The following is a 24678-nucleotide window of genomic DNA, read 5'->3' as shown; positions in this document are numbered from 1 at the left end:
TCGGACGTCCGCCCTCATCCACCCACGATCGCCCTGGTCATTCCTCGGGAGTGTCGCGCAGGGCGGCCTCGACCTCTTCGGCAGTAATTCCGAACGCGGCGGCCAGCGCGGCGATCGACGCGCCGCGGGCGGCGAGCGTGCGGATGCGGGCGGGATCAACGATCGTCGTATAGCCGCGGGTGTCGCGTTCGGTCTTCGTCTCCTCGCCGCTGCGCGCACGCGCGCCCGAGCGGCGGCGCTTGGCGATCTTGAGCGCTTCCTCGTCATTGGCGGGCGGTGCGTCGAGCCGGGCGCGGATCCGCTGCGCTTCCTCGACCCGGCGCGCTTCGCGCGCACGTTCACGGTCCTGCGAGAGCGCATCGCGTTGCGCGGCGCGTGCTTCGGCGCGCTGGTCCGTGGCAGCGAGGCGGTCCTGCGCGCGCTGCTCCCGCTCGCGGGCACGCTCTTCCGCACGGCGGGCAGCGCGATCCGCGGTGCCGGGCAGCAACGGGCCGGGGCCGCGGTCGTTCAGCGGCCAGGCCGATGCGGGGCTGGATTTGGGGGGCGATTTCGGCGGGCCCCAGCCGTCGGTCATGTCATGTCCTGTCGTCACCGGTGCGCCGCGCACGACGCGAAAGCCGCGCTGCTATGCGATGGCGTTACCGGTGACAATCAGGCGGTCGGCTTAGGCGGGCACGGTTTCCAGCGCCGGATAGTCGATATAGCCCTCGGGGCCCTGGCTGTACCAGGTCTTCGGGTTATCCTGCGCCAGCGGTGCGCCGGTACGCAGGCGCTCGGGCAGGTCGGGGTTCGCAATGAACGTCCGCCCGAAACTGATCGCATCGGCATCGCCCTTGTCGAGCTCGGCCTGCGCCTTTTCGAGCGTGTCGTAATCCGAGTTCACGACCAGCACGCCCTTGAAGACCTTGCGGATCGCCGGGCTGAGCTTCGGCACGTCGGTCTTGCCGAAGGTGCCATCGGGGCCGGGCTCGCGCAGTTCGAGGAAGGCGATGCCGAGATCGGACAGCGCCTTGGCAGCGGCGGTGAACAGCGGCTCGGGATTGCTGTCGTCGACGCCCTGCGAATCGCCATTGGGCGAGAGACGGACGCTGGTGCGATCGGCGCCGGCGACCGAGATCACGCGCTCGGTGACTTCGCGAAGCAGGCGGATGCGGTTCTCGATGCTGCCACCATAGTCATCGGTGCGGCTGTTCGCGTTGTCGCGCAGGAACTGGTCGATCAGATAGCCGTTCGCGGCGTGGATCTGGACACCGTCGAACCCGGCCTCGAGCGCGTTCTTCGTCGCCAGCTCATAGTCGTTCAGCAGCCGCGGGATCTCGTTCAGCTCGAGCGGACGCGCGACCTCGAAATCCTTCTTGCCCTCGAACGTGTGCGCCTGGCCTTCGGTCTTGGTGGCGGACGACGAGACGGGCTGGCCGCCGATCACCGACGAATGAACCTGGCGGCCCATATGCCAGAGCTGCGCGATGATGCGGCCGCCGGCGGCGTGCACCGCTGCGGTGACGGGCTTCCACGCGGCAACCTGCGCATCGGTCCACAGACCCGGCGCGAATGGCCAGCCCAGGCCTTCGCGGCTGATGCCGGTGGCTTCCGAGATGATCAGGCCGGCGCTGGCGCGCTGCGTGTAATAGTCGATCATGAGGTCGGACGGGACGGCGTCCTTGTCCGAACGCCCGCGGGTGAGCGGCGCCATGAGGATGCGGTTGGGCGCGGCGACGGCGCCGAGCGTGATGGGATCGAAAAGGCTTGGCATGGGGGCTCCTTAATGCCTGACGGGGGCAAGATAGGACGCTACAGCGCGGCATGCATCGCCCCGCCCCGCAAAGAATATCTAGCGTGCCCGAAACGCCGACGGCGACGACGACCGGTGCCCCCGGCACGCTCGCGTTCGGCGCGCTGCTGATCGCCAACGTCGCGCTCGCATTCGGGCCGTGGTTCGTCCGCGCGACCGAGGTCGGACCGGTCGCGGCAGGATTCTGGCGGCTGACGCTGGCGGTGCCGTTTCTCGTCCTGCTGGCCGCGCAACAGGGCGCGCGACCGACGCGGCTCGGGCGCGGCGTCTGGATCGGGCTGATCGCGGGCGGCGTGTGCTTTGCCGCGGATCTCGGCAGCTGGCATCTCGGCATCCTGCGCACCACGCTCGCCAATGCGACGCTGTTCGGCAATGCGGCGACGCTGATGTTCCCGATCTACGGGTTCCTCGTCGCGCGGACCTGGCCGACGCGGACGCAGGGCTGGGCACTTATGCTCGCCGCGGCGGGCGCGGCGCTGCTGCTCGGACGCTCCTATCAGCTCGACGCAAAGAATTTGGCGGGTGACCTGCTCTGCATCCTCGCGGGGCTGCTCTACACGGTGTATTTCATCCTGATGGCGCGCGCGCGGACGACGCTTGCCCCCCTGTCCGCGCTGGTGCTGTCGACATTGGCGGGCATCGTGCCGTTGCTGGTCTTCGCGCTGGCGATGGGCGAGCGGATCGTGCCGGCGCAGTGGGGCCCGCTGATCGGGCTCGCGCTGTGCAGCCAGGTGCTGGGCCAGGGATTGATGATCTATGCGCTCGGGCGGTTTTCGCCGCTGGTGATCGGCATAGCGCTGCTGATCCAGCCGGTCGTCGCAGGGACGGTCGGCTGGCTGGTCTATGGCGAGCGGCTCGGCCTGCCCGATCTGGCCGGCGTGGTGATGGTGGCGATCGCGCTGGTGCTGGTCCGCCGGACGCCGGCCGATCGCCCCCCTATTGAAGAGGCGCTCGACACGCCTGATCTTGGACGGCAGGAGACGGTATGACCCAAGACCTCACGCTCGACGAAATCCGTTCGCTGCTCGCTCCCGGCATCGCCGCCAATGCGGCGTTCGACGGGTGGAGCGACGCGGCGCGCGACATGGCGGCGGACGCGGCGGGGATCGACCGCGACGTCGCCGCGCTGGCCTTCGAACAGGGGCCGGTCGACATGATCGACGCTTGGTTCGCCGATATCGACGTCGCGATGCTCGAAAGCGTGCCGCCCGAACGACTGTCGGCGATGAAGATTCGCGCCCGGATCGCCGCGCTGGTCGAGGCCCGGCTGCAGGCGACCGCCGCCGACCGCGAATCGCTGCGCCGCGCGCTGGCGATCCTGGCCTTGCCGCAGAATCTGACCAAGGCGGGGCGGCTCGGCTGGCGGACGGTCGACACGATCTGGCGCGCCGCGGGCGACGTCGCGACCGATTATAATCATTATACCAAGCGGACGATCCTGCTCGGCGTCTATGCCGCGACCGTCACCATCTTCCTCGACGACGACAGCGAGGGGTTTGCCGAGACGCGGGCGTTTCTCAGCCGGCGGATCGACGGCATCATGCGGTTCGAAACCGCAAAGTCGGGCTTTCTCAAGCGGACAGAGCATGGCTTCAGCCTGTCGCGGTTCGTCGGGCGGTTGCGCTATCCGGTGGCATGAGCCCGTTGCGGCGCATCGTCACGCGGCGATGGAATGCGCGCAATCTGGGTCAAGCGCGCGTGCCGGGGCTTCCCTTGGCGATCCGTTACTGATAATCAGTCGCATCATGGACACTCGCCCCGATCGTTCCGTCAGTCTCGAAACGCTGCCCCGCAAGCAGCATGGCACCGTCGCTGCGATCGACTGGGCCAGACTGGCAGGCCCGGAGGCACGCCGGTTGCGCGAACTCGGCTTTGACGAGGGTGTCGATGTCGAGGTTCTTCACCGCGCGACGCTGGGCCAGGGTCCGATTGCCTGCCGGATCGGCCGGATGACCGTCGCATTGCGGCGTGCGGTCGCAGGTGCGATTCGCGTATCACCCACGCCAGCCGCCGCAGAATAATCAGCCTGACATTATGAACGCAGCACCGCTGGTCGCGCTGGTCGGCAATCCCAATGCCGGCAAGAGCGCGCTGTTCAATGCGCTGACGGGTGCGCGGCAGAAGGTCGGCAATTATCCAGGCGTGACGGTCGAGCGCAAGGCCGGACGGCTGACGCTCGACGACGGCCGCCCGGTCGAGCTGGTCGACCTGCCGGGCGCCTACAGCCTCGAGCCATCGTCCCCCGACGAGCGCGTCACGCGCGACGTCGTCACCGGCACGCAGGACGGCGAACGCCTGCCCGACGCGCTGGTCGTGGTCGTCGATGCCGCCAATCTCGACAATCATCTGCGCTTCACGCTCCAGCTGATCGCGCTCGGCCTGCCCGTCGTGGTGGCGCTCAACATGGTCGATCTCGCCGAACGCGACGGGTTGAAACTCGACGCGGCGGTGCTTTCGCGCGAACTCGGCGTACCGGTGATCCCGACCGTCGCGGTCCGCAAACGCGGGCTCGACGCGCTGCGTGCGATCCTGACGCAGACCGTCGTCAACGGTCCGATCCGGCTGCGCAAGTCGGACGGCAGCGTGCAGGACGACATCGTCACCTTGCAGCGGCGCGCGCGCGACATCGCGACGGCCGCCACGCTGTCCGAGACACCGGTGCGGCGCTGGACGCACATGCTCGACGGGGTCGCACTGCATCCCATCGCCGGGCCGGTGCTGCTGCTGGCGATCATGTTCCTGATGTTCCAGGCGGTGTTCAGCTGGGCGCAGCCGTTCATGGACCTGATCGACGGCGGCTTCACGGCGCTGCAGGCGTTCATCACGTCGGAGCTTCCCGATTCGCTGCTCCGGTCTCTGCTGGTCGACGGGGTGATCAAGGGCGTCGGCGCTGTGATCGTGTTCCTGCCGCAGATCCTGATCCTGTTCCTCTTCATCCTCGTACTCGAGGCGAGCGGCTACATGGTCCGCGCGGCGTTCCTGATGGACCGCGTGATGGCGAGCGTCGGGCTGTCGGGCCGCGCGTTCATTCCGCTGCTGTCGAGCTTCGCCTGCGCGATCCCCGGGATCATGGCGACGCGGACGATCGACGACGAGAAGGACCGGCTGACGACGATCCTGATCGCGCCGCTGATGACCTGTTCGGCGCGGTTGCCGGTCTACACGCTGATCATCGGCGCGTTCATTCCCAACACGCAGGTGCTGCCGTTCGTCGGCCTTCAGGGGCTCGTGATGCTCGGGCTGTACGTGATGGGGATCGTTGGTGCGTTCGTCGCCGCGCTGGTGCTGCGCCGGACGGTCACCAAGGGCGTGTCGTCGGGCTTCATGATGGAGATGCCGAAATATCAGTGGCCGCAGTGGCGCGACGTCGGCATCGGCCTGTGGAGCCGCGCGCAGATCTTCCTGAAGCGTGCGGGCGGCATCATCCTGGTGTCGACCGTGATCCTGTGGGTGATGCTGAGCTTTCCCAAGCCGCCCGAAGGCAGCCGGGTGTCGCCGGTCGATTATTCGGCGGCGGGACGGATCGCCAACGGCATTGCCCCGGTGTTCGCGCCGATCGGCTTCAACCGCGACATCGTGCTCGCGCTGATCCCGGCGATGGCCGCGCGCGAGGTCGCCGTCGCGGCGATCGGCACCGTCTATGCGATCGACGATCCCGACAGCAACCAGGGCGGCAAGGCGATGGTCGAGAATCTGCGCGGCCGCTGGACCCTGCCGACCGCGCTCGCCTTCCTGATGTGGTTCGTGTTCGCGCCGCAGTGCATTTCGACGATCGCCGTCACCCGGCGGGAGACCAATGGGTGGAAATGGCCGGCGTTCATGGTTGGCTATTTGTTCGCTGCCGCGTACATCATGGCAGGCATCACATATTGGCTGGCGGTGGCCGCTGGCCTGTAATTGATGCGGTGAGCGGACTCCAAATCCGTTCAAGGCGTAGGTCCTGGTCCTTCTCCCCAGAAGCGATCACCCCTTCCACCGGGTCATCTGCACCCAGGTCCTACGCCGCTACGTTCTATTCGTTCATGCTCGTCTGAGCAATCAAACCTTACTATTGGAGTCCTGGTTCGTGGCAGGCAGCGTCAACAAGGTCATCATCGTCGGCAATCTCGGCCGCGATCCCGAAAGCAAGCAGTTCCAGAACGGCGGCAAGGTCGTCAACCTGCGCATCGCGACGTCCGAGTCCTGGAAGGACAAGATGTCGGGCGAGCGCAAGGAAAAGACCGAATGGCATTCGGTTGCCATCTTCAACGAAGGCCTCGCCAACGTCGCGGAAAAGTATCTGCGCAAGGGCTCGAAGGTCTATATCGAGGGCGCGCTCCAGACCCGCAAATGGCAGGACGCGCAGGGCCAGGACAAGTATTCGACCGAGATCGTGCTGCAGGGCTTCAACAGCGTGCTGACGATGCTCGACGGCCCGAATGGCGGCCAGGGCGGCGGCGCAGGCGGTGGCGGTGGTAGCCGCGGCGGCGGCGACGACTGGGCCGGCGGCGGCAACGACTTTGGCGGCGGCTCGTCGGGCGGCGGCGGCGGTTACGGCGGCGGCGGTGGTGGCCGCTCGGCGCCGTCGGGTGGCGGAAGTGGCGGCGGCGCACGCGGCGGCAGCTTTGGCCAGACCGGCGGGTTCTCGGACGATCTCGACGACGACGTGCCGTTCTAAGCATCGTGACGCCACCCGTTTCGACTCCAGTAGCGCCGAGCGTGTACGACGAGGCGGCGCGATCGCGCGTCATCTCGTCCTACGATGTCGCGGGCGCGCGCATGCAGGGTGAGCTGGACGACATCGTGTCGTTCGCAGCCCGGCTGTGCGATGCGCCGATCGCGCTGCTGAGCCTGGTCGAGGAGGAATATCAGCGGTTCCTCTCACGCAGCGGCACCGATCTCCACCAGACGCCGCGGAGCCAGTCCTTCTGTGCGCATGCGATGCACCATCACGACGTGATGGAAGTGCCCGACGCGCAGGCCGATCCGCGGTTCGTGGACAACGCGCTCGTCACCGGTGCCCCGCATGTCCGATTCTACGCGGGCGCACCCTTGGTCTCGAGCGAAGGCGTACCACTCGGCGCGCTGTGCGTGCTGGCGACGACCTCGCGGGCGGGGCTTACGCCGTTCCAGCGCGACGGGCTGACGCTGCTGGCAAAGGCGGCGATGGGGCGGCTCGACGATCGCCGGACCGCACGCGAACAGGCCTTTGCCGAGGCGCGGGCGCGGCGCACGCTCGAGGCGAGCGATCTGCGGTTCCGGACGCTGGCCGACACGATGCCGCAGATGGTCTGGTCGACGCTGCCCGACGGCTTCCATGATTATTACAATGCGCGCTGGTACGAGTTTACCGGCACGACGCCCGGCACGACCGATGGCGAGGGCTGGAACGACGTGTTCCATCCCGAGGACCAGGACCGCGCCTGGACGATCTGGCGCCATTCGCTCGCGAGCGGCGAGCCCTATACGATCGAATATCGGTTGCGGCACCGGGACGGCACCTATCGCTGGGTGCTCGGCCGCGCGCTGCCCGTGCGCGACGACCAGGGCGCGATCACGCGCTGGTTCGGGACCTGCACCGACATCCACGAGCAGAAGCTCGCCTATGAAGAGCGCGAGGTGATCAGCCAGGAGCTGAGCCACCGGATCAAGAACATCTTCGCCGTCATCGCCGGACTCATCGCCTTTTCCGCGCGCGGCAAACCCGAATTTGCCGGGATCGCGACCGATCTGCGCCACCGCATCACGGCACTGGGCCGTGCACACGACTTCGTCCGCCCGCACAGCACCCAGTCGCGTCCGGAAGCCCCGCAGGACAGTCTGAAGGGCCTGCTGGGCGATCTGTTCGAACCCTATCGCGAGGATGGGACGGATCGTCTGATCGTGATCGGCGACGATGTGCGGATCGACGATCGTTCCGCGACCCCGCTCGCCCTGCTGTTCCACGAGCTTGCGACGAACGCGACGAAATACGGCGCGCTGTCGACTGTCGATGGGCATGTTGCGCTGACGATCGGGCATGACGAAGATGGCGCCACAGGCATGGTGCGCCTGATCTGGCGCGAGCAGGGTGGTCCGCCGATCGCACACCCGACGAGCCATAAGGGTTTCGGCAGTCAGCTGATCGAAATGAGTGCGGTTCGCCAGTTGGGCGGCACGGTGCGGCGCGACTGGCGTCCCGAGGGGCTGTGCGTCGAGATCGGGGTCCCCCTCCCCTCCTTCTGCCGCTGACCGCGCGGCCTCCCCGTCAGTTCCCGCGCCGTCGGATCTGGATCAGTTCGCTACCGCCGCGTAGCGCCTGACCCGTGGTCGCCAGTTCGGCGGCGGCAAGGATCGCGGCATCGTTGAACGGCTTGCGGATATAGCCGAGGCAATCGGCGTCGCCGATCTGGCTGGGATTGGCGGTGACGAAGACGACCTTCACGCCGTGATCGCGCGCAATCGTCTCCGCAATCGACGGACCGGTCGGACCGTCGCGCAGATTGACGTCGACAAAGGCGAAATCGCATCCGGCCGCGGCGATGAGCGCGGTTTCGCGGTCCGCCGCGATCGCCACGACGTGATATCCCGCGTCGATCAGGATCCTTTCGAGATCCAGCGCGACGAAGATTTCATCTTCAACGATCATGGCGGTCTTGGTCATTGTCGTGGCAACCGTTGGCCGGGCTATCCGTTCCTTCGGTTTATTGATTTGAATCAAGAACCTGTAGCGAATTGAAACAAACAACCTGTGTTACCGGGGGAGCGCCCGGGTCATGCCCCCGGTTCGCCCCGCAACAGGAATACGGCGTGCTCGGCGAGCAGGTTGGCGGCCGCCGACGTCGTCTGCTTGTCGCCCGACAGGAACCAGGCGCCCTCGACAATCACGCCGCGCTGCCGGAGGAACGCACGGAAGTCGTCGATCGTGACGTGATGGATGTTGGGGGTGTCGTACCAGCTTTCGGGCAATTGCCGCGTGACCGGCATCCGCCCGCCCCACAGCAGCGACAGCCGCACACGCCAATGCGCGAAGTTGGGAAAGCTGACAAAGGCGCGCCGGCCGATCCGCAACAGATGGTCGAGCACCAGATCGGGCGCGCGCGCGGTCTGCAATGTCTGGCTGAGGATCGCATAGTCGAAACTGGCATCGGGATAGCCCTGCAGGTCGACATCGGCGTCGCCCTGGATCACCGACAGGCCGCGCCCTACCGCGGCCGCAACGTTGCCCGGATCGATCTCCAGCCCGCGCGCATCGACCGCGCGCTCGTCGCGAAGCGCCGCCATCAGCGCGCCGTCGCCGCATCCGACGTCGAGCACGCGCGACCCACGGGCCACGTGATGCGCGATGATCCCCAGGTCGGCGCGCAGCGCCTCCTGCGGCGTCGGGGTGCTCACGCCCCTGCCCTCAGAAATCCGTCGACGACGCGGTTGAGCTCGGGCGCCTCGAGCAGGAACGCGTCATGGCCGTATGGGCTGCTGAGCTCGACGAAGCTGACCGGCGCGCCGGCGGCATTGAGCGCCTGGACGATGCTGCGCGATTCCGCGGTCGGATAGAGCCAGTCGGTGTCGAAGCTGACGAGGCAGAAGCGCGCCCTGGTGGCGCGAAAGGCGTTGGCGAGCAGCCCGCCATGCTCCTCCGCAAGATCGAAATAGTCCATCGCGCGGGTGATATAGAGATAGGAATTGGCGTCGAACCGGTCCGTGAAGGCGAGCCCCTGATGCCGCAGATAGCTCTCGACCTGGAAATCGGCGTCGAAGCCGAACGACTTGGCATCGCGCGCCTGCAGCCGTCGCCCGAATTTCTCGGTCAGCCCGGCTTCCGACAAATAGGTGATGTGCGCTGCCATCCGCGCTACCGCGAGCCCCGCGGTCGGCGCGGACTCGTCGTGATAATCGCCGCCGCGCCAGTTCGGATCGGCCATCACCGCCTGGCGGCCAACCTCGTGAAAGGCGATGTTCTGCGCGGTGTGGCGCGCGGTCGATGCGATCACGACACAGGCGCGGACCCGGTCGGGGAAGGTCGCGGGCCAGCTCAGCGCCTGCATCCCGCCCATCGATCCGCCGACCACCGCCTGCAGCACGTCGATGCCGAGATGGTCGAGCAGCATTGCCTGTGCGCGGACCATGTCGCGGATCGTGATGACCGGAAACCCCATCGCCCAGGCGCGCCCAGTCGCGGGGTTGATCGTCGCAGGCCCCGACGAGCCCATGCAACTGCCGAGCACATTGGCGCAGACGATGAAATGCCGCGCGGGATCGATCGGTCGCCCCTCACCGACCATCCGCGTCCACCAGCCGGGCTTGCCGGTCCGCGGATGCGTCGAGGCGACATGCTGATCACCGGTCAGCGCATGACAGATCAGGACCGCGTTCGAGGCGTCGGCATTCAGCGTGCCATAGGTTTCATAGGCAATGTCGACCGGCGACAGCAGGACGCCGCCATCGAGCCGCAACGGTCCCGGCAAGGTCACGCGACGCGCCAGGCCGAAGCGCGCGTCGGTCGTCCGGTCGGGATCAATCGTGTCGAGCATGACGCGTCCGCTACCACAACCATTTGCCACTGCGCCACACCGACCGCTATGCCCCGCGGCCATGACAAACATCATGCCCGCACCCACGCCGAAGCCCTGGATCCTGGGGATCGCGCCGTACACGCCCGGTCGCTCGACGACCGATGATGGCCGCACGGTGATCAAGCTGTCGTCGAACGAGAACCCGCTTGGGACGAGCCCAGCGGCCAAGGCCGCGTTCGACGGCGCGGATCACACGCTCGAACGCTATCCCGACGCCAGCGCGACCGCGCTGCGCGAGGCACTGGCGGCGCATTACGACCTGGATCCGGCACGCGTGATCTATGGCACCGGATCGGACGAGATCCTGCATCTGGTCGCGGGCGCCTATGCGGGCCCCGGCGACGAGATCATCCATGTCCGCTACGGCTTTGCGGTCTACGAAATCGCGACGCGGCGCGTCGGTGCCGAGCCGGTCGTCGTCGACGACCGCGACTATGCGACCGATGTCGATGCGATCCTCGCCGCGGTCACCGAACGCACCCGCGTCGTGTTCGTCGCCAACCCGAACAACCCGACCGGCACCTTCACGCCGCGCGCGGAGATCGCCCGGCTGCACGCCGGTCTGCCGCGTTCGGTGCTGCTGGTGCTCGACCAGGCCTATGCCGAATATCTCAGCCCCGAGGAGGATGATGCGGGCCTCGCGCTGGCGATGACCGAGGCGAACGTGCTCGTCACGCGGACCTTCTCGAAGATCCACGGCCTGGCAGCCGAACGGATCGGCTGGGGCTATGCCTGCGCGCCGATCATCGATGCGATGCACCGCATCCGCGCGCCCTTCAACGTCACGACGGCGGGCCAGGCGGCGGCGGTCGCGGCGCTGGCGGATACCGGCTTCGTCGATGCGACTCGCGCGCACAACGACCGCTGGCGCGGCTGGTTCGTCGAGCAGGTCGCGCAGATGGGCAACGCAGGACTTCGCTGCGTGCCCTCCAAGGCGAATTTCGTGCTGGTCCTGTTCGAGGGCGAGCTGAGCGCCGACGCGGCCTATCACGGGCTGATGGAGGCGGGGTATATCGTCCGCTGGCTGCCCGGACAGGGCCTTCCCAACGCGCTGCGCATCACGATCGGCACCGAAGATGAGACGCGCGGCGTGATCGCGGCGTTGCGCGCGCTGGTCGAGCGGGGCTGATGCTGCCGTTCGCACGCGTCACGATCCTGGGACTGGGGCTGATCGGATCGTCGATCGCGCGCGGCGTGCTGCAGGCGATGCCGACGGTGCGGCTCACCGGATATGACGCCGATCCCGCGGTGCGTGCGACCGCGGACCGGCTGGAGCTGTGCCACGATATCGCCGACACTGCGGGCAGTGCGGTGATCGACGCCGATCTGGTGATCCTGTGCGTCCCCGTCGGCGCGATGGCGGCGGTCGCGGCGGAATTTGCCGCGGACCTGCCCGCCGAAGCGATCGTCAGCGATGTCGGCAGCAGCAAGACCGAGGTCGCGCGCGTGCTGGCGGAGGCGCTGCCGGGTGCGACCGTGATCCCCGCGCATCCGGTCGCTGGCACCGAACGCAGCGGGCCCGAGGCGGGGTTCGCGACATTGTTCAACCATCGCTGGTGCATCGTCACGCCCCCCGAGGGCGCAGAGCCGGCGGCGGTCGAGCGGGTCGCCGAATTCTGGCGGCGGCTGGGCGCGCAGATCGAGTTCATGGCCCCCGATCATCACGACCGGGTGCTCGCGATCACCAGCCATCTGCCCCATCTGATCGCCTACACGATCGTCGGCACCGCGAGCGATCTGGAAGAGGTCACCCAGTCCGAGGTGATCAAATATTCAGCGGGCGGCTTTCGCGACTTCACGCGTATCGCCGCGTCCGATCCGACGATGTGGCGCGACGTGTTCCTGACCAACCGCGAGGCGGTGCTCGACATGCTGCAACGCTTTTCGGAGGATCTGAGCGCGCTGCAACGCGCGATCCGCTGGGGCAAGGGCGACGAGCTGTTCGACCTGTTCACGCGCACCCGCGCGGTGCGCCGGTCGATCGTCGAACAGGGTCAGGACGACGACGCCGCCGATTTCGGCCGCGCGCACGACTGACCCCCCTCGGAGCGCCGCCAGCGGCGTCAGCCGTCGAGCGCGTTCATCGCCGCGTGGACGCGCGCCTCGGCCTCCTCGCGCTTGAGACCGGCGGGGACGACCTCGCCGAAGCGGAAGGTGATGACGCCCGCGCGCTTGGGCCCCTTGCGCGGCCAGACGGTGCCGCTGTCGCAGGCGATCGGGACCGTCGGCATGCCGAGCGCGCGGTAGAGGCCCGCAAAACCCGGCTTGAGCGGCGGATGCTCGCCGGGCGCGACCCGGGTGCCTTCGGGGAAGATCAGGACCGAGCGCCCGGTCGCCTTGGCCGCGATCGCCTCGCGCATCATGCTGCGCAGCGCCTTGGCGGACGCGTCGCGGTCGACGACGATCGCACCATAGCGTCGCGCCGCCCATCCCCAGGCGGGGATGTCCGCCAGTTCGCGCTTGAGCACGATCGCCGGCCCGTCGAGCAGCGCCTGGAGCTCGAGCGTCTCGAACATCGCCTGGTGCTTGCACGCGTAAAAGGCCGCGCCGTCGGGCCGCGTCCCCTCGATCCGGATCCGGATGCCGAGGATCCAGCGCGTCGCCCAGCGGTGGAACCGCGTCCACACCGTCGAATGGACGATCACCGCGCGCGACCCGAACAGCGCGCTGATCGGCACGGTCAGCACGATCGGCGCCGAGATACTGTAAAAGACGATCATGAAGACGATCGTTCGCAACCAGGCGATCATGCGCCAAATCCTATCCACAATGCGATCCGTCGCAGGATCAACTTGTTGTATTCGTTGACCAGCGTCCCGAGCCGCGGCGTGCCGGGAACGCCGTCGCCGAGCACCAGCACGCGCGGCCCGAGCACTGCGGCAAGCTCCATCTTTGCGCGCGGGACATGCCAGTCCGAGGTGACGAGGCGCACGGTGCGATAGTCGTGCGTCTTGACCCAGCGCGCGGTTTCCTCGGCATTCGACCGCGTATCGACCGCATCCGCGCCGAGATCGACGCAACAGGCGAAGACGCTGGGCGAGGTGCGATATTCGAGTGCGAGGTCGATCGGGCGGACGCCGGGCGCGACTCCGGTCACGAGCATCCGCTTGGCCTGGCGGTCGCGCAGCAGCGCCAGACCGCGATCGATCCGCCCTGCCCCGCCGGTCGGCACGACGATCGCATCGGTGGTCGAGCCATTGAGCGGCGGCGGCAGGAACAGCATGAACGCGGCGAACCCCAGCGCCCAGACGAGCACACCGACACCCAGAAGGCGGACGATCACAGGGTCGTCCTCATCGCGCGCACGATCGTCGCGCGCGCGGCGACCATCGCTAGCACGATGAAGCCGATCGGCATCGCGCCCAGCGTGGCCCAGTCGGTCGAGGACAACCGCCCCCCGTCGAGCAGTTCGGAGCCCAGCCCCTGCAACCGGGTCATGATCAGCAAAATGACGGCGATCGCGACGCCGGCACCGGCCACGCCGCCGATCGCGGCGTCGATCGCCACCCGACGCTGGAAGAGACGCGCGACCTGCAGATCGGTCGACCCCAGCATGTGCATGACCTCGATCGTCGCGCGGTGCGTTTCAAGTCCCGCGCGCGCCGCCAGCACGACCACCGCTGCGGTCGCGCCAGCCATCAGCAGGACGATACCGAACGCGAGCAGCGTGAGCGAACGCATCACCCCGCTGACAGGCGACATCCAGGTTTCGTGCCGGTCGACGCGCGCGGTCGGCGCGACGCCGCGAACCGCGCGCGCGACCGCGGCGACCGCAGCATCGTCCTGGCCGCCCAGATCGACGTCGATCATCGCCGGCACGGGCAGCCCCGGATCGGCGCCGTCGCTGCCGAGCCAGGGTCGCAACAGCCGCGTCAGCTCGGCGCGATCGACCGCGGCGACGCGGGTCACCTCCGGCAGCGTGCGCAGCGTCGCGAGGACGCGGGCGGCACTGGCATCACGCCGAACCGGGTCGCCGTCGATGATCTGGACCGTCAGCCGTCCCGCCAGCTGACGATCGAGCGCGCGCGCGGCACCCGCGGTCCCCAGCCCCAGCGCGGCGGCAAGCATGGTGAGGAACAGCATGATCGCCATGACCCAGGTCATCGCACGGACGCCGCCAGCCTCGTCGAGCACGCGACGTTCGGATGCGCGGCTCATGGCTCGGCCCGGGGCGATGGGGGGTACTGCAACGACCCGGTCGGATCGAGCAACCGGCCGTGATCGAGCCGCATCATCTGCGCGGTCGGAATCCGGTTGAGAAGGTGCAGATCATGCGTCGCGACCACCACCGTCGTGCCGAGCTTGTTGAGCGATTCGAACAGATGCAGCAGCCGCTCGGCCATGTCGGGATCGACATTGCCGGTCGGCTCGTCCGCGACCAGCATCTCGGGCCGGGCGATCACCGCGCGGGCGATCGCGACGCGTTGCTGCTCACCACCCGACAGCGTCGCCGGTCGCGCCTCGGCGCGTTCGGTCAGGCCGACCCAGGCGAGCATCTCCTCGACGGGTTGGCGCAGGTCCGCCTCGGGCATCCCCGCGACGCGCAGCGGCAGAGCGATATTGTCCCAGGTCGACAGATGCGGGACGAGCCGGAAATCCTGGAACACCACGCCGATGCGGCGGCGAAACCCCGGCATCCGGTCACGCGGGAGCAGCACGGCATCCTCGCCGAACAGCCGGATCACCCCGCGGCTCGGCCGCTGCGCGAGATAGAGCAGTCGGAGCAACGACGTCTTGCCCGCGCCGCTTGCGCCGGTCAGAAAGTAGAAGGCGCCGCTGCGCAGCGTGAACGAGATGTCGGACAGCGTTTCCGCGCCGGTGTCGTAGCGCAAGCCAACATTTTCGAACTGCACGATATTCGCCATGAAATTGGTCGCGCCCGCCCGAGTTCGCCTGTGCCGTCAGCCTCGCTTTCGCATGAAAGCGCGCGCGGCTTCAAGCTGGCGGCCATCTGCAGCGTGTCAGACAGCATCCGGGCGCATGATGCTTGCCACGAGCGGGGGCCACGTGCTTAGTTTGACGGCGAACGGCCCCGTCCCGCGGCCCGCAGTGAATCGTGCCCGATGATCCTCCAATGCCCCGAGTGCAGCACACGCTATCTGGTCCCCGACAGCGCGATCGGCACCGAAGGTCGGACCGTGCGCTGTGCCAATTGCCGCCACAGCTGGTTCCAGGCCGCGACGGACGTCACGGCGCCCGACGCGCCGGCCCCTGCGGAGGCAATGCCCGCGACCCCGCTCGGCTTCGCGCCCGCGCCGCCGTTCGGCGCAGCGTTTGACGCCGAGCCCGCCGCGCCCCCGGTCTGGCCCAATCCGGCGTGGCCCAATCCGTCCTCGCCCACCCCGTCCGGGGTTCCGATGTCTTCGCCGCCTTCGGCTGCACAGACCGCCGACGATCTGCCGCCGCCGATCATCCGACCCTTTGCGCCATTGGTCGCCGCGCCGACTCCCCCTTCCGCTGCCGCGCCGGATGTCGAAGATGCGGAGGCCGTGCCGCCTGCGGCTGCGACGACCGTGTCCGCCACGACCACCGACAGCGCCGCTCCGCCCTCCTATGCGGGAAGCCGGAGCGACGCCGATTCCTATGATGCATTCGCACATGCCCCGCCGTTCCGCGCACGGCGCAACACCACCCGGCTGTGGACGATCGGTGCGGTGGCGGCCGGGCTTCTGATGCTGCTGGGCGTCGCTGCGATCCTCTATGTCGGCGCACCCGGCCTTGCGACGCAGTTGGGACTGGTGACGGGCGCGGACGAGACACCGCTGCGACTGCGCGACAATCCGATCGAGCGTCGCGAACTGGACAATGGATCCGAGCTGTTCGCGGTCAGCGGGCAGGTCACCAATCCCTCCGATTCGACGCAGCGCGTGCCCGACATTCGCGCCGAGCTGCGTGATGCGCAGGGCCGGATCGTGTATAGCTGGACGATCACCCCGCAAAAGCGGACGCTGACACCCGGCGCGGCGATCGATTTCAACTCCGCCAAGCTCGACGTGCCGTCGAATTCGAAACGGCTCGAACTGAGCTTTGCGGGCGAAAACGCCTCCTGATCCGGTTCCGCCGCCCCGACGCGGTGGCGACATAGGGCCCTGCGGCACGATTTTCTCGCAGGGGCGCGCATTCGATGGCGAAAGGGCGTTGCGGGATCGCAAAAGCCTTGCTAGTGGCACCGGCCTACCAGCTAGCCGGCTTGTCCGGTCAGTGTTTCACGTGCGGCCGTGGCGGAACTGGTAGACGCGCAACGTTGAGGTCGTTGTGGGCGAAAGCCCGTGGAAGTTCGAGTCTTCTCGGCCGCACCACTTTCCTCGTTTCTACCGACCCGGATCAGAACCACCCCCATGGGGGACATGACGGTCCGTCCTGCGGGATTTTGTCAAAGCGGAGCACGGCGATGGCCGATTCGATCGACGACCAGATCATCGAAACGCCCGATGGCCCGATGACGTTCGCGCAGTGGAAGAAGAAGCACCCCGTGCAGCTCCCGTCGCGCCGAACCAAGGGCAAGACGCTTCCTAACAAGGTGAAGTTGACGACCGACGAGGTTTAGTCGCCGGTCGTCGTTGCCAGGCCCCTGGGAGGGGGGATGGGGACCTGACAATCGGGGTTTGACTCCAGCACCCGGGACAAAGTCACGAGCGATAGCGGCGCAACGAAGCGAAGCCCGAATCGGTTGCCACGCCGCCAGCAGATTGCCGCAAAAATCGCGAGTCCGCCGGGATCGACGACGAGCTGGGCCGCCTGCCCCTGTGAAAAATGCCCGCAGAGCGACGCCGCGACCTCGAGTTTCGCGCCGCCGGTCGAGATGTCGACCAGCCGTGCAGCATACCAATACCCCTCAACATTCAGCCTGACTGGTGCCGAAACCACGAATCGTGGCGATCGGGCGATCATCCCGGCGGCGTCGCGCGTCGCGAAGACGGGGTCGATCACATGCGGCTCGTCAAAATCGACCCCTGCGTGAAACCCGTCGACCCAGCGGACGGTGGCGCGAAGCAACGGCATGCCCCTCACCTTGATCTCAAGCGTCTCACCAAGCGCTGGCAGCGTGGTGAAGCGCGCCTTCAGACCGACGGTCGAAATGTCATGGACGAGACAGATCGAGCCGCGGTCGGCATGCATGACCCGGCCGATCAGCAGGACGGTCGCATGGCGTCGACCGGCACGCCGGTCGCGGTCCGCGGGCCGGCGCAGATCTGCTCCGCTCCCGCCGTCGCCGCCGGTTGCGTCTTCCTCGTCAGGCCCCGACAGCACGCGCCGTCTCCCCGCCGCCATGCGATCGGGAGGCGCGACGCGCGATCAGCACGCACCGCCCTGTCGGTGCGCGATAGCGCCATCTGGTGCCTGAGCCTGGTCTGCCTTGCCGCACATTTGATATCCCCGAACGGTGTCGGCGAACCGTGCTAGGCGCGGCTTAACTAATTACTACAAAACCGAAATTACTGTAATACCGTGCTGAATGCCGGTCAGCGTCGGGCGATCGCGGTGAGGTAGCCGGCGACCGCGTCATAGCCGGTTGCGCTCAGCGAGATTTCGATGCGACGCCGATCGGTCGGGTCGTTGACGCGGTCGATCAGCTTCAGCTTGTGGAGGTGCTCGATCCAGCGTTGCGACGTGGTGACCGGTGCATCCGCCATCGCGACCAGCGCCTTGACGTTGGTCGGCCGGTGATCGCGGTGCGAAACGAACAGTGCGACGAGCATGTCCCAGGCCGGCTCGTGAAACAATTCGCCCGGCAGGAAGCGACGGCGCAGTTTACGATGCGCCAGAATCTCCTTGGCCCGGGCGACGAGCATTTCCTCGCTGATCGGGCTCGTCGCATCCTCGGCCCGCTGGTCGACGACCCGCGATGCCCGCGCCGTGAACTCCTCGCTGACGGCGGCCAGCCTCGATCCCAGATCCTTGATCAAGTCGGCAACGGATTCGTCTTTCACCACATGCTCCCGGTCGCCCACAGGGTCTTAAGCCCATAATGACCCAAATATGGCGGCAGGCCGGCATAATGGTCAACATCATTCAGCTATCTGTTTTACCGCTCTATTCTTTTCGGTACACGCGATAGTCTCGGAACTTTCTTAAGATATGCAAAACGGTTTGAAATCTGTTCAGTTTGGTTGTGATTGGTGGCTTGCTACGCGTGGGTTTTTGGGCTGCAACAGGTAGAATTTTGTACCAATGTGAAACCAATATAAGGTTTGATCGATTTTGCCCGCGTCTGGGATGATCCTCCAGCTCGGACGCCCTCCTCGGAGATACGCGATGAATGCTGCACGCACCTATGAGCTTCTGCAGGAAGCCTGTCGCGCGCTCGAACAGGCGGGCGATCATGCGATTGCGGCCTATGTCGGTGTCAGCATGGCGATGGTCGAGGAGAAATACCTGGTCGGGCACGACCATCTCGACCCGATCGATCAGGACTGAAGCCAGCGCGGTTCCGCATGCCAAGGGCTTGTTATAGCCGCATGTCGGGCCGATGTCCGGACGTCACGCGTTGGCCGTATCAACCGTGCGAAAGGATGTCGTGCCCGCTCCCCTGCCTGCCTATCTGAACGCGATCGGGACTGCGGTCCCCGGCCATGACATTCACGAAGCCTTTATCCGCTGGGCACGCGACCGGGTCGATGACCGTTCGGCCAGGCTGTTCGATCGGATGGCGGGTCGATCGGGTATCGCGCATCGCTGGTCGGTGCTGCCGCCGACAAAGGCCATCGCGGTTGCGGACGGCGTCGACAGCGGCGACACGCAGCGGCTGCATGCCGGATCTCCGGTCGACCCGGGTGGGTTCTACGCGATCGATCCGCATCCCGGCACCGCGGAGCGGATGGCCATCTATGCCGACGCCGCACCCGGTCTTGCGCTCGAGGCGATCGCCGCGCTTCAGGAAACGATCGCGCTCGGCACGATAACGCATCTGGTGGTGGCGAGCTGCACCGGATTCGTCGCGCCCGGCATCGACCAGATCATCGCCCGCAGGCTCGCGCTGCCCGCGACGGTCGAGCGGCTGCTGATCGGGTTCATGGGATGCTATGCCGCGGTCGTCGCGCTCCGCAGCGCGCGGCATATCGTCCGGTCAGAGCCCGGTGCACGCGTCCTGGTCGTCACCGTCGAATTGTCCACGCTGCACCTGCAGGCGGTGTCCGAGATCGAGCCGCTGCTGGCGATGCTCCAGTTCGGCGACGGTGCCGCCGCGGCGCTGGTGACCAGCGATCCGAGCGGATTCGAACTCGAAGCGCCGTTCGCCACCGCATTGCCCGACAGCGAGGCGCTGATCCGCTGGGACATCACCGACCAGGGCTTTGCGATGCACCTGTCCGGAGAGGTGCCGGGGCGGATCGCGCAGGCGCTCGCCGATCCCGCCTTCCGTGCCGCCGCGAGCGGCGGGCGCCCCGCGGATACGGTCGACGGATGGGCGGTCCATGCCGGCGGGCGCTCGATCCTCGATGCGGTCGAGCATGCCCTGGCGCTCCCGGCGGATGCGCTCGACGCGTCGCGCGCGGTGCTGTCGGCGAACGGCAACATGTCGTCCGCGACGCTGATGTTCGTGCTGCAGCGATTGCTCGCGGGTCCGGACATCGCCCGCGGTGTCGCGCTGGCGTTCGGCCCGGGTCTCGCGGCCGAGGGCATCGGCTTCCGAAGCGCAGCGCGATGCTGACGACGCGGGCGCAGGCCGAGGAACTGATGGACGCCGACGACCTGGCGCCCGAAACCTATGCCGCGGTGGTCGCCGATCTCGCGAAGGTGAATGTCGTGACGATGGCGGCGCGTCCGACGCTTGCCTTTCTGAAGCGGGTCATCGCGGGGCGGACGCGGCTGAGACTGCTCGATGTCGGGTTCGGCGATGGCGACATGCTGCGGACGATCGAGCGCTGGGCTCGCAGGCGCGGTGTGGAGACCGAACTGGTCGGGGTCGACCTCAATCCCCGCAGCGAACAGGCCGCGCGCAGGCATACGGACGCGGGATCGACGATCCGCTATGTCACGGGGGATTACGCCGATCTCGCCGGTGAGACGGCGGGGGAACCCCGCTGGGACGCGATCGTCAGCAGCCTGGTCGCGCACCATATGAGCCATGCCCAACTGATTGCCTTCCTTCGGTTCATGGACACACATGCGCGATGCTGGCTGATCAACGATCTGCATCGCCACGGGTTTGCGCATCGCGGATTCCCGATTCTGGCACGGCTCGCGCGCTGGCATCCGATCGTGCGTCACGACGGGACGCTGTCGATCGCGCGGTCGTACCGGCCGGATGAATGGCCGGCGATTCTCGACGAGGCGGGGATCCGCGGTGCGCGCGTGTTCCGGGCGTTCCCGTTCCGGCTGTGCGTCGAACGGCTGCGGTGACCACGACACGCGCGCTGATCGTCGGCGGCGGGCCGGCAGGGGCGGCGGTCGCGATCGAGCTTGCACGTGCGGGCCTGCCGCATCTGTTGATCGAGCGTAGCCGCGAGACGGGCGACGCCTTGTGCGGCGGGTTCCTCAGCTGGCGGACGCTCGACACGCTGGCGCGACTAGGAATCGATCCGGATCAGCTCAACCCGGCGCGAACGACGACCGTCCGGATCTTCGCCGGTAGCCGCGTCGCGCATGCCGCGCTGCCAAGGCCTGCACTATCGGTGTCGCGACGGCGGCTCGACACCGTTCTGCTCGCCGCCGCGGTGGCGCAGGGCGCGGCGGTCGAACGCGGGGTGACCGTCCGGGCGATCGAAGACGGCCAGGTGCGGACCGCCGATGGCGCGGTGATCGCCGCACCCGCGCTGTTCCTGGCCAATGGCAAGTCGGATGTCCGCGGGACCGCGCGGCCGGCAAGCGCCCGCGGCGCCGATCCGACGCTGGGGATACGCGTCCGCATCGTGCCCCCGCCGGCGATGGCACGGGCGCTGGCAGGGCAGATCGACCTGTATCTCTTCGACCGGGGCTATGCCGGGCTTGCGATGCAGGAAGATGGCAGCGCGAATCTGTGCATGGCAGTACATCGCTCGCGATTGCAGGAGGTGGGAACGCCGGCGGATCTGCTCGCCGAGCTCGGCCGCGCGATGCCTGTGCTTGGCGAATGCGTCGCCGCGATTGCGCCGGATGCGACGATCGATGCGATTGCCAACGTCCCCTATGGCTGGCGCCAGACGACGGGGCAGGCGGGGCAGTACAGGCTGGGCGATCAGGCGGGGGTGATCCCGTCGCTGGCTGGCGAGGGCATGGGCATCGCGCTCGCCAGCGGGCTCGCCGCCGCGCGCGCCTATCGCACCGACGGGGCAGGGGGGGCAGCGGCATGGCAGCAGCAGCTGGCGCGGACGCTCGCGCGGCCGATCGGGGTAGCGGGCGCGGTGCGCCGGGTGGCCGAAAGCCGCGGTGCAGCCCGGCTTATCCCCTTTGCGCATCCCGTACTGATCCGAATGCTCGCACAAGCGACGCGGATCGGCGCGTGACGCGCCGTCGCGCGGCGATGAATACTGTCGACGAAACGCCGGGCGGAGTGCGCGTGCCGCGGGCGCACACGCGAACCGCTTGTCGGCGCCGCGGTTAAGGCGTATTTCGTCGACCCTTCATGGCTCGCGCGCGTCCCGCTTCCCGCCCCTCTCGGCCTCGCTCCTCATGGCGCCGCCGGTTTGTCCTCCTCCTGAAGGTTCTCGCCGGTATTGCCATCCTCGCGCTCGGCGCGCTGGTGATCGCGATCTACATCGCCCGCGCGCAGCTGCCGAGCTTCGAAAGCCTCAAATCCTCACCCAACGGCCAGATGATCCGGGTACATGCCGCCGATGGCAGCGTGATCGTGTCGATGGGGCCGAGTTTCGGCGAATGGCTTTCCTATGGCCAGATCCCCGCGGTGATGCGCGACGCGACCGTCGCGGTCGAGGATCGTCGGTTCCGATCGCATCTCGGCGTCGATCCGGTCGGGATCGCTCGCTCGGTCAAGGTACGGTTCGATCGCGGGCGCTGGACTCAGGGCGGGTCGACGATCACGCAGCAGCTCGCGCGTAACGTTTTCCTCAACAACCAGAAGAAGTTCGGGCGCAAGTTCCGCGAATGGATCCTGGCGTTCGCGCTTGAGCGCAAGTTCAGCAAGGATCAGATCCTCGAACTCTACCTCAACAAGGTCTATTATGGCGGCGGCGCCTACGGGATCGACGCCGCGTCGCGTAAGTTCTTCGGGCACGGGGCGGACCGCCTGTCGCTGGCCGAAGCGGCGGTGATCGCCGGGCTCGTCAAGGCACCGTCCAACTATTCGCCGACTGCCGATGCCGAGGCGGCGATGGGCCGTGCGGGCGTCGTGCTGAAGACGATGGCGGAAACCGGCGTCATCAGCGCGAGCGAGGCCGCCGATGCCGATGTGCAGGGGCTCAAACTGGCGCCCGAGCCGAAGCAGAACAGCGTCCGCTACTTCACCGACTGGGCCTTGCCGCAGCTCGACACGCTGATCGACGAGACCGAGGCGCCGCTCGAGGTGTGGACGACGCTCGACCTGTCGATGCAGCGCGATGCCGATGCCGCGATCCGGGCGAATGCCCCCGCGGGTGCGCAAGGCGCGCTGGTGTCGCTCGACCGCGATGGCGCGGTCAAGGCGATGGTCGGCGGCAAGGACTATGTCTCGTCGATCTACAACCGCGCGACGCAGGCGGTCCGCCAGCCGGGTTCGGCGTTCAAGCTTTTCGTGTATCTCGCCGCGCTCGAGGCCGGGCACAAGCCCGAGGATTCGATCGTCGACGAACCCGTGACGATCGACGGATGGAGCCCGCGCAACGATTCGCGGCGCAATTCCGGTGCGGTCAGCCTGCGCACGGCCTTTGCCTATTCGCTGAACACCGTCGCGGCCAAGCTGGGGCAGGAGGTCGGTTTCACGACGGTCGCGGACATGGCGCGGCGGTTCGGGATCACGACGACGGTCAACACGCATCCCTCGATGGTGCTGGGCACGTCGGAGGTCCGCGTGATCGACATGACGCGTGCCTTTGCCAGCGTCGCGAGCAAGGGCGTCGCGGTGACCCCCTATGGCATCATTCGCGTGACCGCGAACGGCCAGACGATCTACACGCATGAGGTCGATCGCAGCCACGTCCTCGTCGCCCCCTATGTCGCCGCCGAGATGACCGACCTGTTGCAGACCGCGGTCAACACCGGCACCGGGCGCGCCGCGCAGATCGGCCGGCCGGTGGCGGGGAAGACGGGCACGACGAGTTCGTCGAAGGATGGCTGGTTCCTCGGCTTCTCCAGCGGCATCACCACCGGCGTGTGGATGGGCCGCGACGACGCCAAGCCGATCTCCGGACTGCACGGCGGTACGGCACCGGCGCGCGCCTGGGCGGCGTTCATGAAGCCCGCCACGGCCAATCGCCCGATCGAGCAGTTCGAGACGCAGGTGACCTTGCCCGAATGGCAGCTCGAACCCGATGAGGAGAGCTATTTCGGCCAGCCCGACAACGGCCAGATGATGGTCGACGAGAATGGCAATCCGATCGAGCCTGGCGGCGTTCCGGATATGCCGAGCGATGCCCCGGCGGGCGAGCCGATACCGCGCCCCGATGCGGACCCGTCCGACCAGGCCCCCCAGGTGCCGCAGCAGCAGTTGAACCAGGACTGGATTGACCGCGTGACGGGCCGGGACGCACCACGTCGCGATCCCGTCGCGCCGCAGCCCCGCGCGCCCCAGCGGGACTGGTCACGCGAGAGTTCGCGCGATCGCTTTCAGGACGATCGACCGACCCAGTGAAGCGCCGCGCCATGCGTGCGTAGCCAGACCCGCGCAGGGGTGGGGTCCTCACCATAGAGATCGGCGACGAGCGCGTGGAAGGCGGGCGCGTGGTTCATGTGGACGCGGTGGGCGACCTCATGCGCCACCGTTGCCCGCCGTACGAAGCCGGGGGCGAGGATCAGCCGCCAGCTGTAGCGGATCACCCCGCTCGACGCGCAGCTGCCCCAGCGGCCCCTGGCATCACCGATCGCGACCTGCGTGACGCTCACCCCCGCCTTGGCGGCATATTCGGCGGTTTCCTGGTCCAGCAGGCCCAGCGCGGTACGCTTGAGCCATGCCTCCACACGGCGGGGAATCGTCTCGACGGGACCGGACAGCGACAGGATCGCCCCCTCACGGACCACTGTGCGCCGGCTGCCGGGGGTCCAGTGGATCGTCACCGGCTCATCGGCGACCATCACGACCGCGCCGGGAACGAAAGGCTGCGGCTGCGGCAGACGCGCGCGCTGCTCGGCGATCCAGTCCGCCTTCTCCTCCGCCCAGGCCAGTGCCTGCTTCAAGGCCGCCCGCTTGGGCAGGACGAGCCGGGCGCGGCCGCTGGCGGGATCGATCGACAACCGTGCCCGGCGCGCGCGCGGATGCCGGATGATCTCGAGGCCGTCGATCACCGG

At 67.7% G+C, this 24678-nt stretch carries 27 protein-coding genes and 1 tRNA gene; 16 read left to right on the top strand and 12 right to left on the bottom strand.

The window, feature by feature from the left end; genetic code table 11:
• Positions 1 to 37: 37 nt before the first annotated feature.
• The gene (locus ASE89_RS01100; protein ID WP_236701578.1) at positions 38 to 574 is read right to left on the bottom strand and encodes a hypothetical protein; all 537 of its coding nucleotides are present in this window, start codon (positions 572 to 574) and stop codon (positions 38 to 40) included.
• Positions 575 to 664: 90 nt separating this feature from the next.
• Complete coding sequence (locus ASE89_RS01095) at positions 665 to 1753, bottom strand: alkene reductase (protein WP_056673263.1); 1089 nt, start codon at positions 1751 to 1753, stop codon at positions 665 to 667.
• Positions 1754 to 1803: 50 nt separating this feature from the next.
• Between ASE89_RS01095 and ASE89_RS01090 the strand changes: the two genes are divergently transcribed.
• The 6 genes from ASE89_RS01090 (at position 1804) to ASE89_RS01065 (ending at position 8002) form a co-directional block, all read left to right on the top strand.
• On the top strand, positions 1804 to 2781 hold the full coding sequence (locus ASE89_RS01090; protein WP_082451174.1) for a DMT family transporter: 978 nt from the start codon (positions 1804 to 1806) through the stop codon (positions 2779 to 2781).
• Entirely contained in the window at positions 2778 to 3431 is a 654-nt protein-coding gene (locus ASE89_RS01085; protein WP_056673260.1) for a COQ9 family protein, read from the top strand. The genes ASE89_RS01090 and ASE89_RS01085 overlap by 4 nt, the downstream gene beginning before the upstream one ends.
• A 106-nt stretch (positions 3432 to 3537) precedes the next feature.
• Positions 3538 to 3813 (top strand): FeoA family protein, encoded by a 276-nt coding sequence (locus ASE89_RS01080; protein WP_056673257.1) that lies wholly within the window; start codon positions 3538 to 3540, stop codon positions 3811 to 3813.
• Positions 3814 to 3826: 13 nt separating this feature from the next.
• A complete protein-coding gene (gene feoB / locus ASE89_RS01075) occupies positions 3827 to 5689 on the top strand; it encodes a ferrous iron transporter B (protein WP_056673255.1) in 1863 nt (620 codons plus the stop codon).
• A 169-nt stretch (positions 5690 to 5858) separates the two neighbouring features.
• Positions 5859 to 6449 carry a single-stranded DNA-binding protein gene (gene ssb / locus ASE89_RS01070; protein WP_056673254.1) on the top strand — a complete coding sequence of 197 codons (591 nt, stop codon included), beginning with the start codon at positions 5859 to 5861 and terminating at the stop codon, positions 6447 to 6449.
• 101 nt (positions 6450 to 6550) lie between these two features.
• Positions 6551 to 8002: a sensor histidine kinase gene (locus ASE89_RS01065; protein ID WP_082451265.1), complete on the top strand. Its 1452-nt coding sequence runs from the start codon at positions 6551 to 6553 to the stop codon at positions 8000 to 8002.
• Positions 8003 to 8018: 16 nt separating this feature from the next.
• Here ASE89_RS01065 and ASE89_RS01060 read toward each other — a convergent pair whose 3' ends face one another.
• The 3 genes from ASE89_RS01060 to metX all read right to left on the bottom strand — a co-directional run bounded on the left by ASE89_RS01060 (position 8019) and on the right by metX (position 10281).
• Positions 8019 to 8414 carry a response regulator gene (locus ASE89_RS01060; protein WP_031439515.1) on the bottom strand — a complete coding sequence of 132 codons (396 nt, stop codon included), beginning with the start codon at positions 8412 to 8414 and terminating at the stop codon, positions 8019 to 8021.
• 110 nt (positions 8415 to 8524) lie between these two features.
• The gene (gene metW, locus ASE89_RS01055; protein WP_192003298.1) at positions 8525 to 9145 is read right to left on the bottom strand and encodes a methionine biosynthesis protein MetW; all 621 of its coding nucleotides are present in this window, start codon (positions 9143 to 9145) and stop codon (positions 8525 to 8527) included.
• On the bottom strand, positions 9142 to 10281 hold the full coding sequence (gene metX, locus ASE89_RS01050; RefSeq protein WP_056673248.1) for a homoserine O-acetyltransferase MetX: 1140 nt from the start codon (positions 10279 to 10281) through the stop codon (positions 9142 to 9144). Before metX ends, metW begins: the two co-directional genes overlap by 4 nt.
• Positions 10282 to 10354: 73 nt before the next feature.
• Here metX and hisC point away from each other — a divergent pair, with 73 nt between their 5' ends.
• Together hisC and ASE89_RS01040 are read left to right on the top strand one after the other, a co-directional pair.
• A complete protein-coding gene (gene hisC, locus ASE89_RS01045) occupies positions 10355 to 11452 on the top strand; it encodes a histidinol-phosphate transaminase (protein ID WP_056675098.1) in 1098 nt (365 codons plus the stop codon).
• Positions 11452 to 12360, top strand: a complete 909-nt coding sequence (locus ASE89_RS01040; protein WP_056673245.1) for a prephenate/arogenate dehydrogenase family protein — start codon at positions 11452 to 11454, stop codon at positions 12358 to 12360. The genes hisC and ASE89_RS01040 overlap by 1 nt, the downstream gene beginning before the upstream one ends.
• 26 nt (positions 12361 to 12386) lie before the next feature.
• Here the strand turns inward: ASE89_RS01040 and ASE89_RS01035 are convergent, their stop codons facing one another.
• Genes ASE89_RS01035 through ftsE form a run of 4 tightly spaced genes read right to left on the bottom strand, consistent with a single transcriptional unit; the run spans position 12387 to position 15188 of the window.
• Positions 12387 to 13073, bottom strand: a complete 687-nt coding sequence (locus ASE89_RS01035) for a lysophospholipid acyltransferase family protein (RefSeq protein ID WP_056673242.1) — start codon at positions 13071 to 13073, stop codon at positions 12387 to 12389.
• On the bottom strand, positions 13070 to 13606 hold the full coding sequence (locus tag ASE89_RS01030; RefSeq protein ID WP_056673239.1) for a YdcF family protein: 537 nt from the start codon (positions 13604 to 13606) through the stop codon (positions 13070 to 13072). The genes ASE89_RS01035 and ASE89_RS01030 overlap by 4 nt, the downstream gene beginning before the upstream one ends.
• Positions 13603 to 14481: a cell division protein FtsX gene (locus ASE89_RS01025; protein ID WP_082451173.1), complete on the bottom strand. Its 879-nt coding sequence runs from the start codon at positions 14479 to 14481 to the stop codon at positions 13603 to 13605. The genes ASE89_RS01030 and ASE89_RS01025 overlap by 4 nt, the downstream gene beginning before the upstream one ends.
• On the bottom strand, positions 14478 to 15188 hold the full coding sequence (gene ftsE / locus ASE89_RS01020; RefSeq protein ID WP_056406665.1) for a cell division ATP-binding protein FtsE: 711 nt from the start codon (positions 15186 to 15188) through the stop codon (positions 14478 to 14480). The genes ASE89_RS01025 and ftsE overlap by 4 nt, the downstream gene beginning before the upstream one ends.
• 198 nt (positions 15189 to 15386) lie before the next feature.
• Between ftsE and ASE89_RS21060 the strand changes: the two genes are divergently transcribed.
• The 3 genes from ASE89_RS21060 to ASE89_RS20680 all read left to right on the top strand — a co-directional run bounded on the left by ASE89_RS21060 (position 15387) and on the right by ASE89_RS20680 (position 16870).
• Entirely contained in the window at positions 15387 to 16373 is a 987-nt protein-coding gene (locus ASE89_RS21060) for an MJ0042-type zinc finger domain-containing protein (RefSeq protein ID WP_056673233.1), read from the top strand.
• A 162-nt stretch (positions 16374 to 16535) separates the two neighbouring features.
• Positions 16536 to 16622: transfer RNA gene (locus ASE89_RS01010), tRNA-Leu, on the top strand.
• A gap of 92 nt (positions 16623 to 16714) precedes the next feature.
• A complete protein-coding gene (locus ASE89_RS20680) occupies positions 16715 to 16870 on the top strand; it encodes a hypothetical protein (RefSeq protein WP_168427519.1) in 156 nt (51 codons plus the stop codon).
• Here the strand turns inward: ASE89_RS20680 and ASE89_RS01005 are convergent.
• On the bottom strand, positions 16867 to 17574 hold the full coding sequence (locus ASE89_RS01005; RefSeq protein ID WP_167396708.1) for a PilZ domain-containing protein: 708 nt from the start codon (positions 17572 to 17574) through the stop codon (positions 16867 to 16869). The two genes, ASE89_RS20680 and ASE89_RS01005, sit on opposite strands and share 4 nt — an antisense overlap.
• Before the next feature lie 212 nt (positions 17575 to 17786).
• On the bottom strand, positions 17787 to 18254 hold the full coding sequence (locus ASE89_RS01000) for a hypothetical protein (protein WP_056675096.1): 468 nt from the start codon (positions 18252 to 18254) through the stop codon (positions 17787 to 17789).
• Positions 18255 to 18579: 325 nt separating this feature from the next.
• On the opposite strand from ASE89_RS01000, the gene ASE89_RS20115 reads away from it, so the two are divergent.
• From ASE89_RS20115 to ASE89_RS00980, 5 genes are all read left to right on the top strand, one after another.
• Positions 18580 to 18741, top strand: coding sequence for a hypothetical protein (locus tag ASE89_RS20115; protein ID WP_156360361.1), 162 nt, complete (start codon positions 18580 to 18582; stop codon positions 18739 to 18741).
• Positions 18742 to 18841: 100 nt separating this feature from the next.
• On the top strand, positions 18842 to 19972 hold the full coding sequence (locus ASE89_RS00995) for a type III polyketide synthase (protein WP_236701577.1): 1131 nt from the start codon (positions 18842 to 18844) through the stop codon (positions 19970 to 19972).
• The gene (locus ASE89_RS00990; protein WP_056673227.1) at positions 19966 to 20664 is read left to right on the top strand and encodes a methyltransferase domain-containing protein; all 699 of its coding nucleotides are present in this window, start codon (positions 19966 to 19968) and stop codon (positions 20662 to 20664) included. Before ASE89_RS00995 ends, ASE89_RS00990 begins: the two co-directional genes overlap by 7 nt.
• On the top strand, positions 20661 to 21746 hold the full coding sequence (locus ASE89_RS00985; protein WP_236701576.1) for an NAD(P)/FAD-dependent oxidoreductase: 1086 nt from the start codon (positions 20661 to 20663) through the stop codon (positions 21744 to 21746). The genes ASE89_RS00990 and ASE89_RS00985 overlap by 4 nt, the downstream gene beginning before the upstream one ends.
• A gap of 119 nt (positions 21747 to 21865) precedes the next feature.
• Complete coding sequence (locus ASE89_RS00980; protein WP_082451171.1) at positions 21866 to 24025, top strand: transglycosylase domain-containing protein; 2160 nt, start codon at positions 21866 to 21868, stop codon at positions 24023 to 24025.
• Here the strand turns inward: ASE89_RS00980 and ASE89_RS00975 are convergent.
• Positions 24001 to 24675: a M48 family metallopeptidase gene (locus ASE89_RS00975; protein WP_056673222.1), complete on the bottom strand. Its 675-nt coding sequence runs from the start codon at positions 24673 to 24675 to the stop codon at positions 24001 to 24003. The genes ASE89_RS00980 and ASE89_RS00975 overlap by 25 nt on opposite strands.
• Positions 24676 to 24678: the final 3 nt, after the last annotated feature.

The sequence above is a fragment of the Sphingomonas sp. Leaf30 genome (genome assembly GCF_001422525.1).
Lineage (GTDB): Bacteria > Pseudomonadota > Alphaproteobacteria > Sphingomonadales > Sphingomonadaceae > Sphingomonas > Sphingomonas aerolata.
Note: the sequence above shows the minus strand (reverse complement) of the source record. Positions and strands in the feature narration are given on the sequence as shown.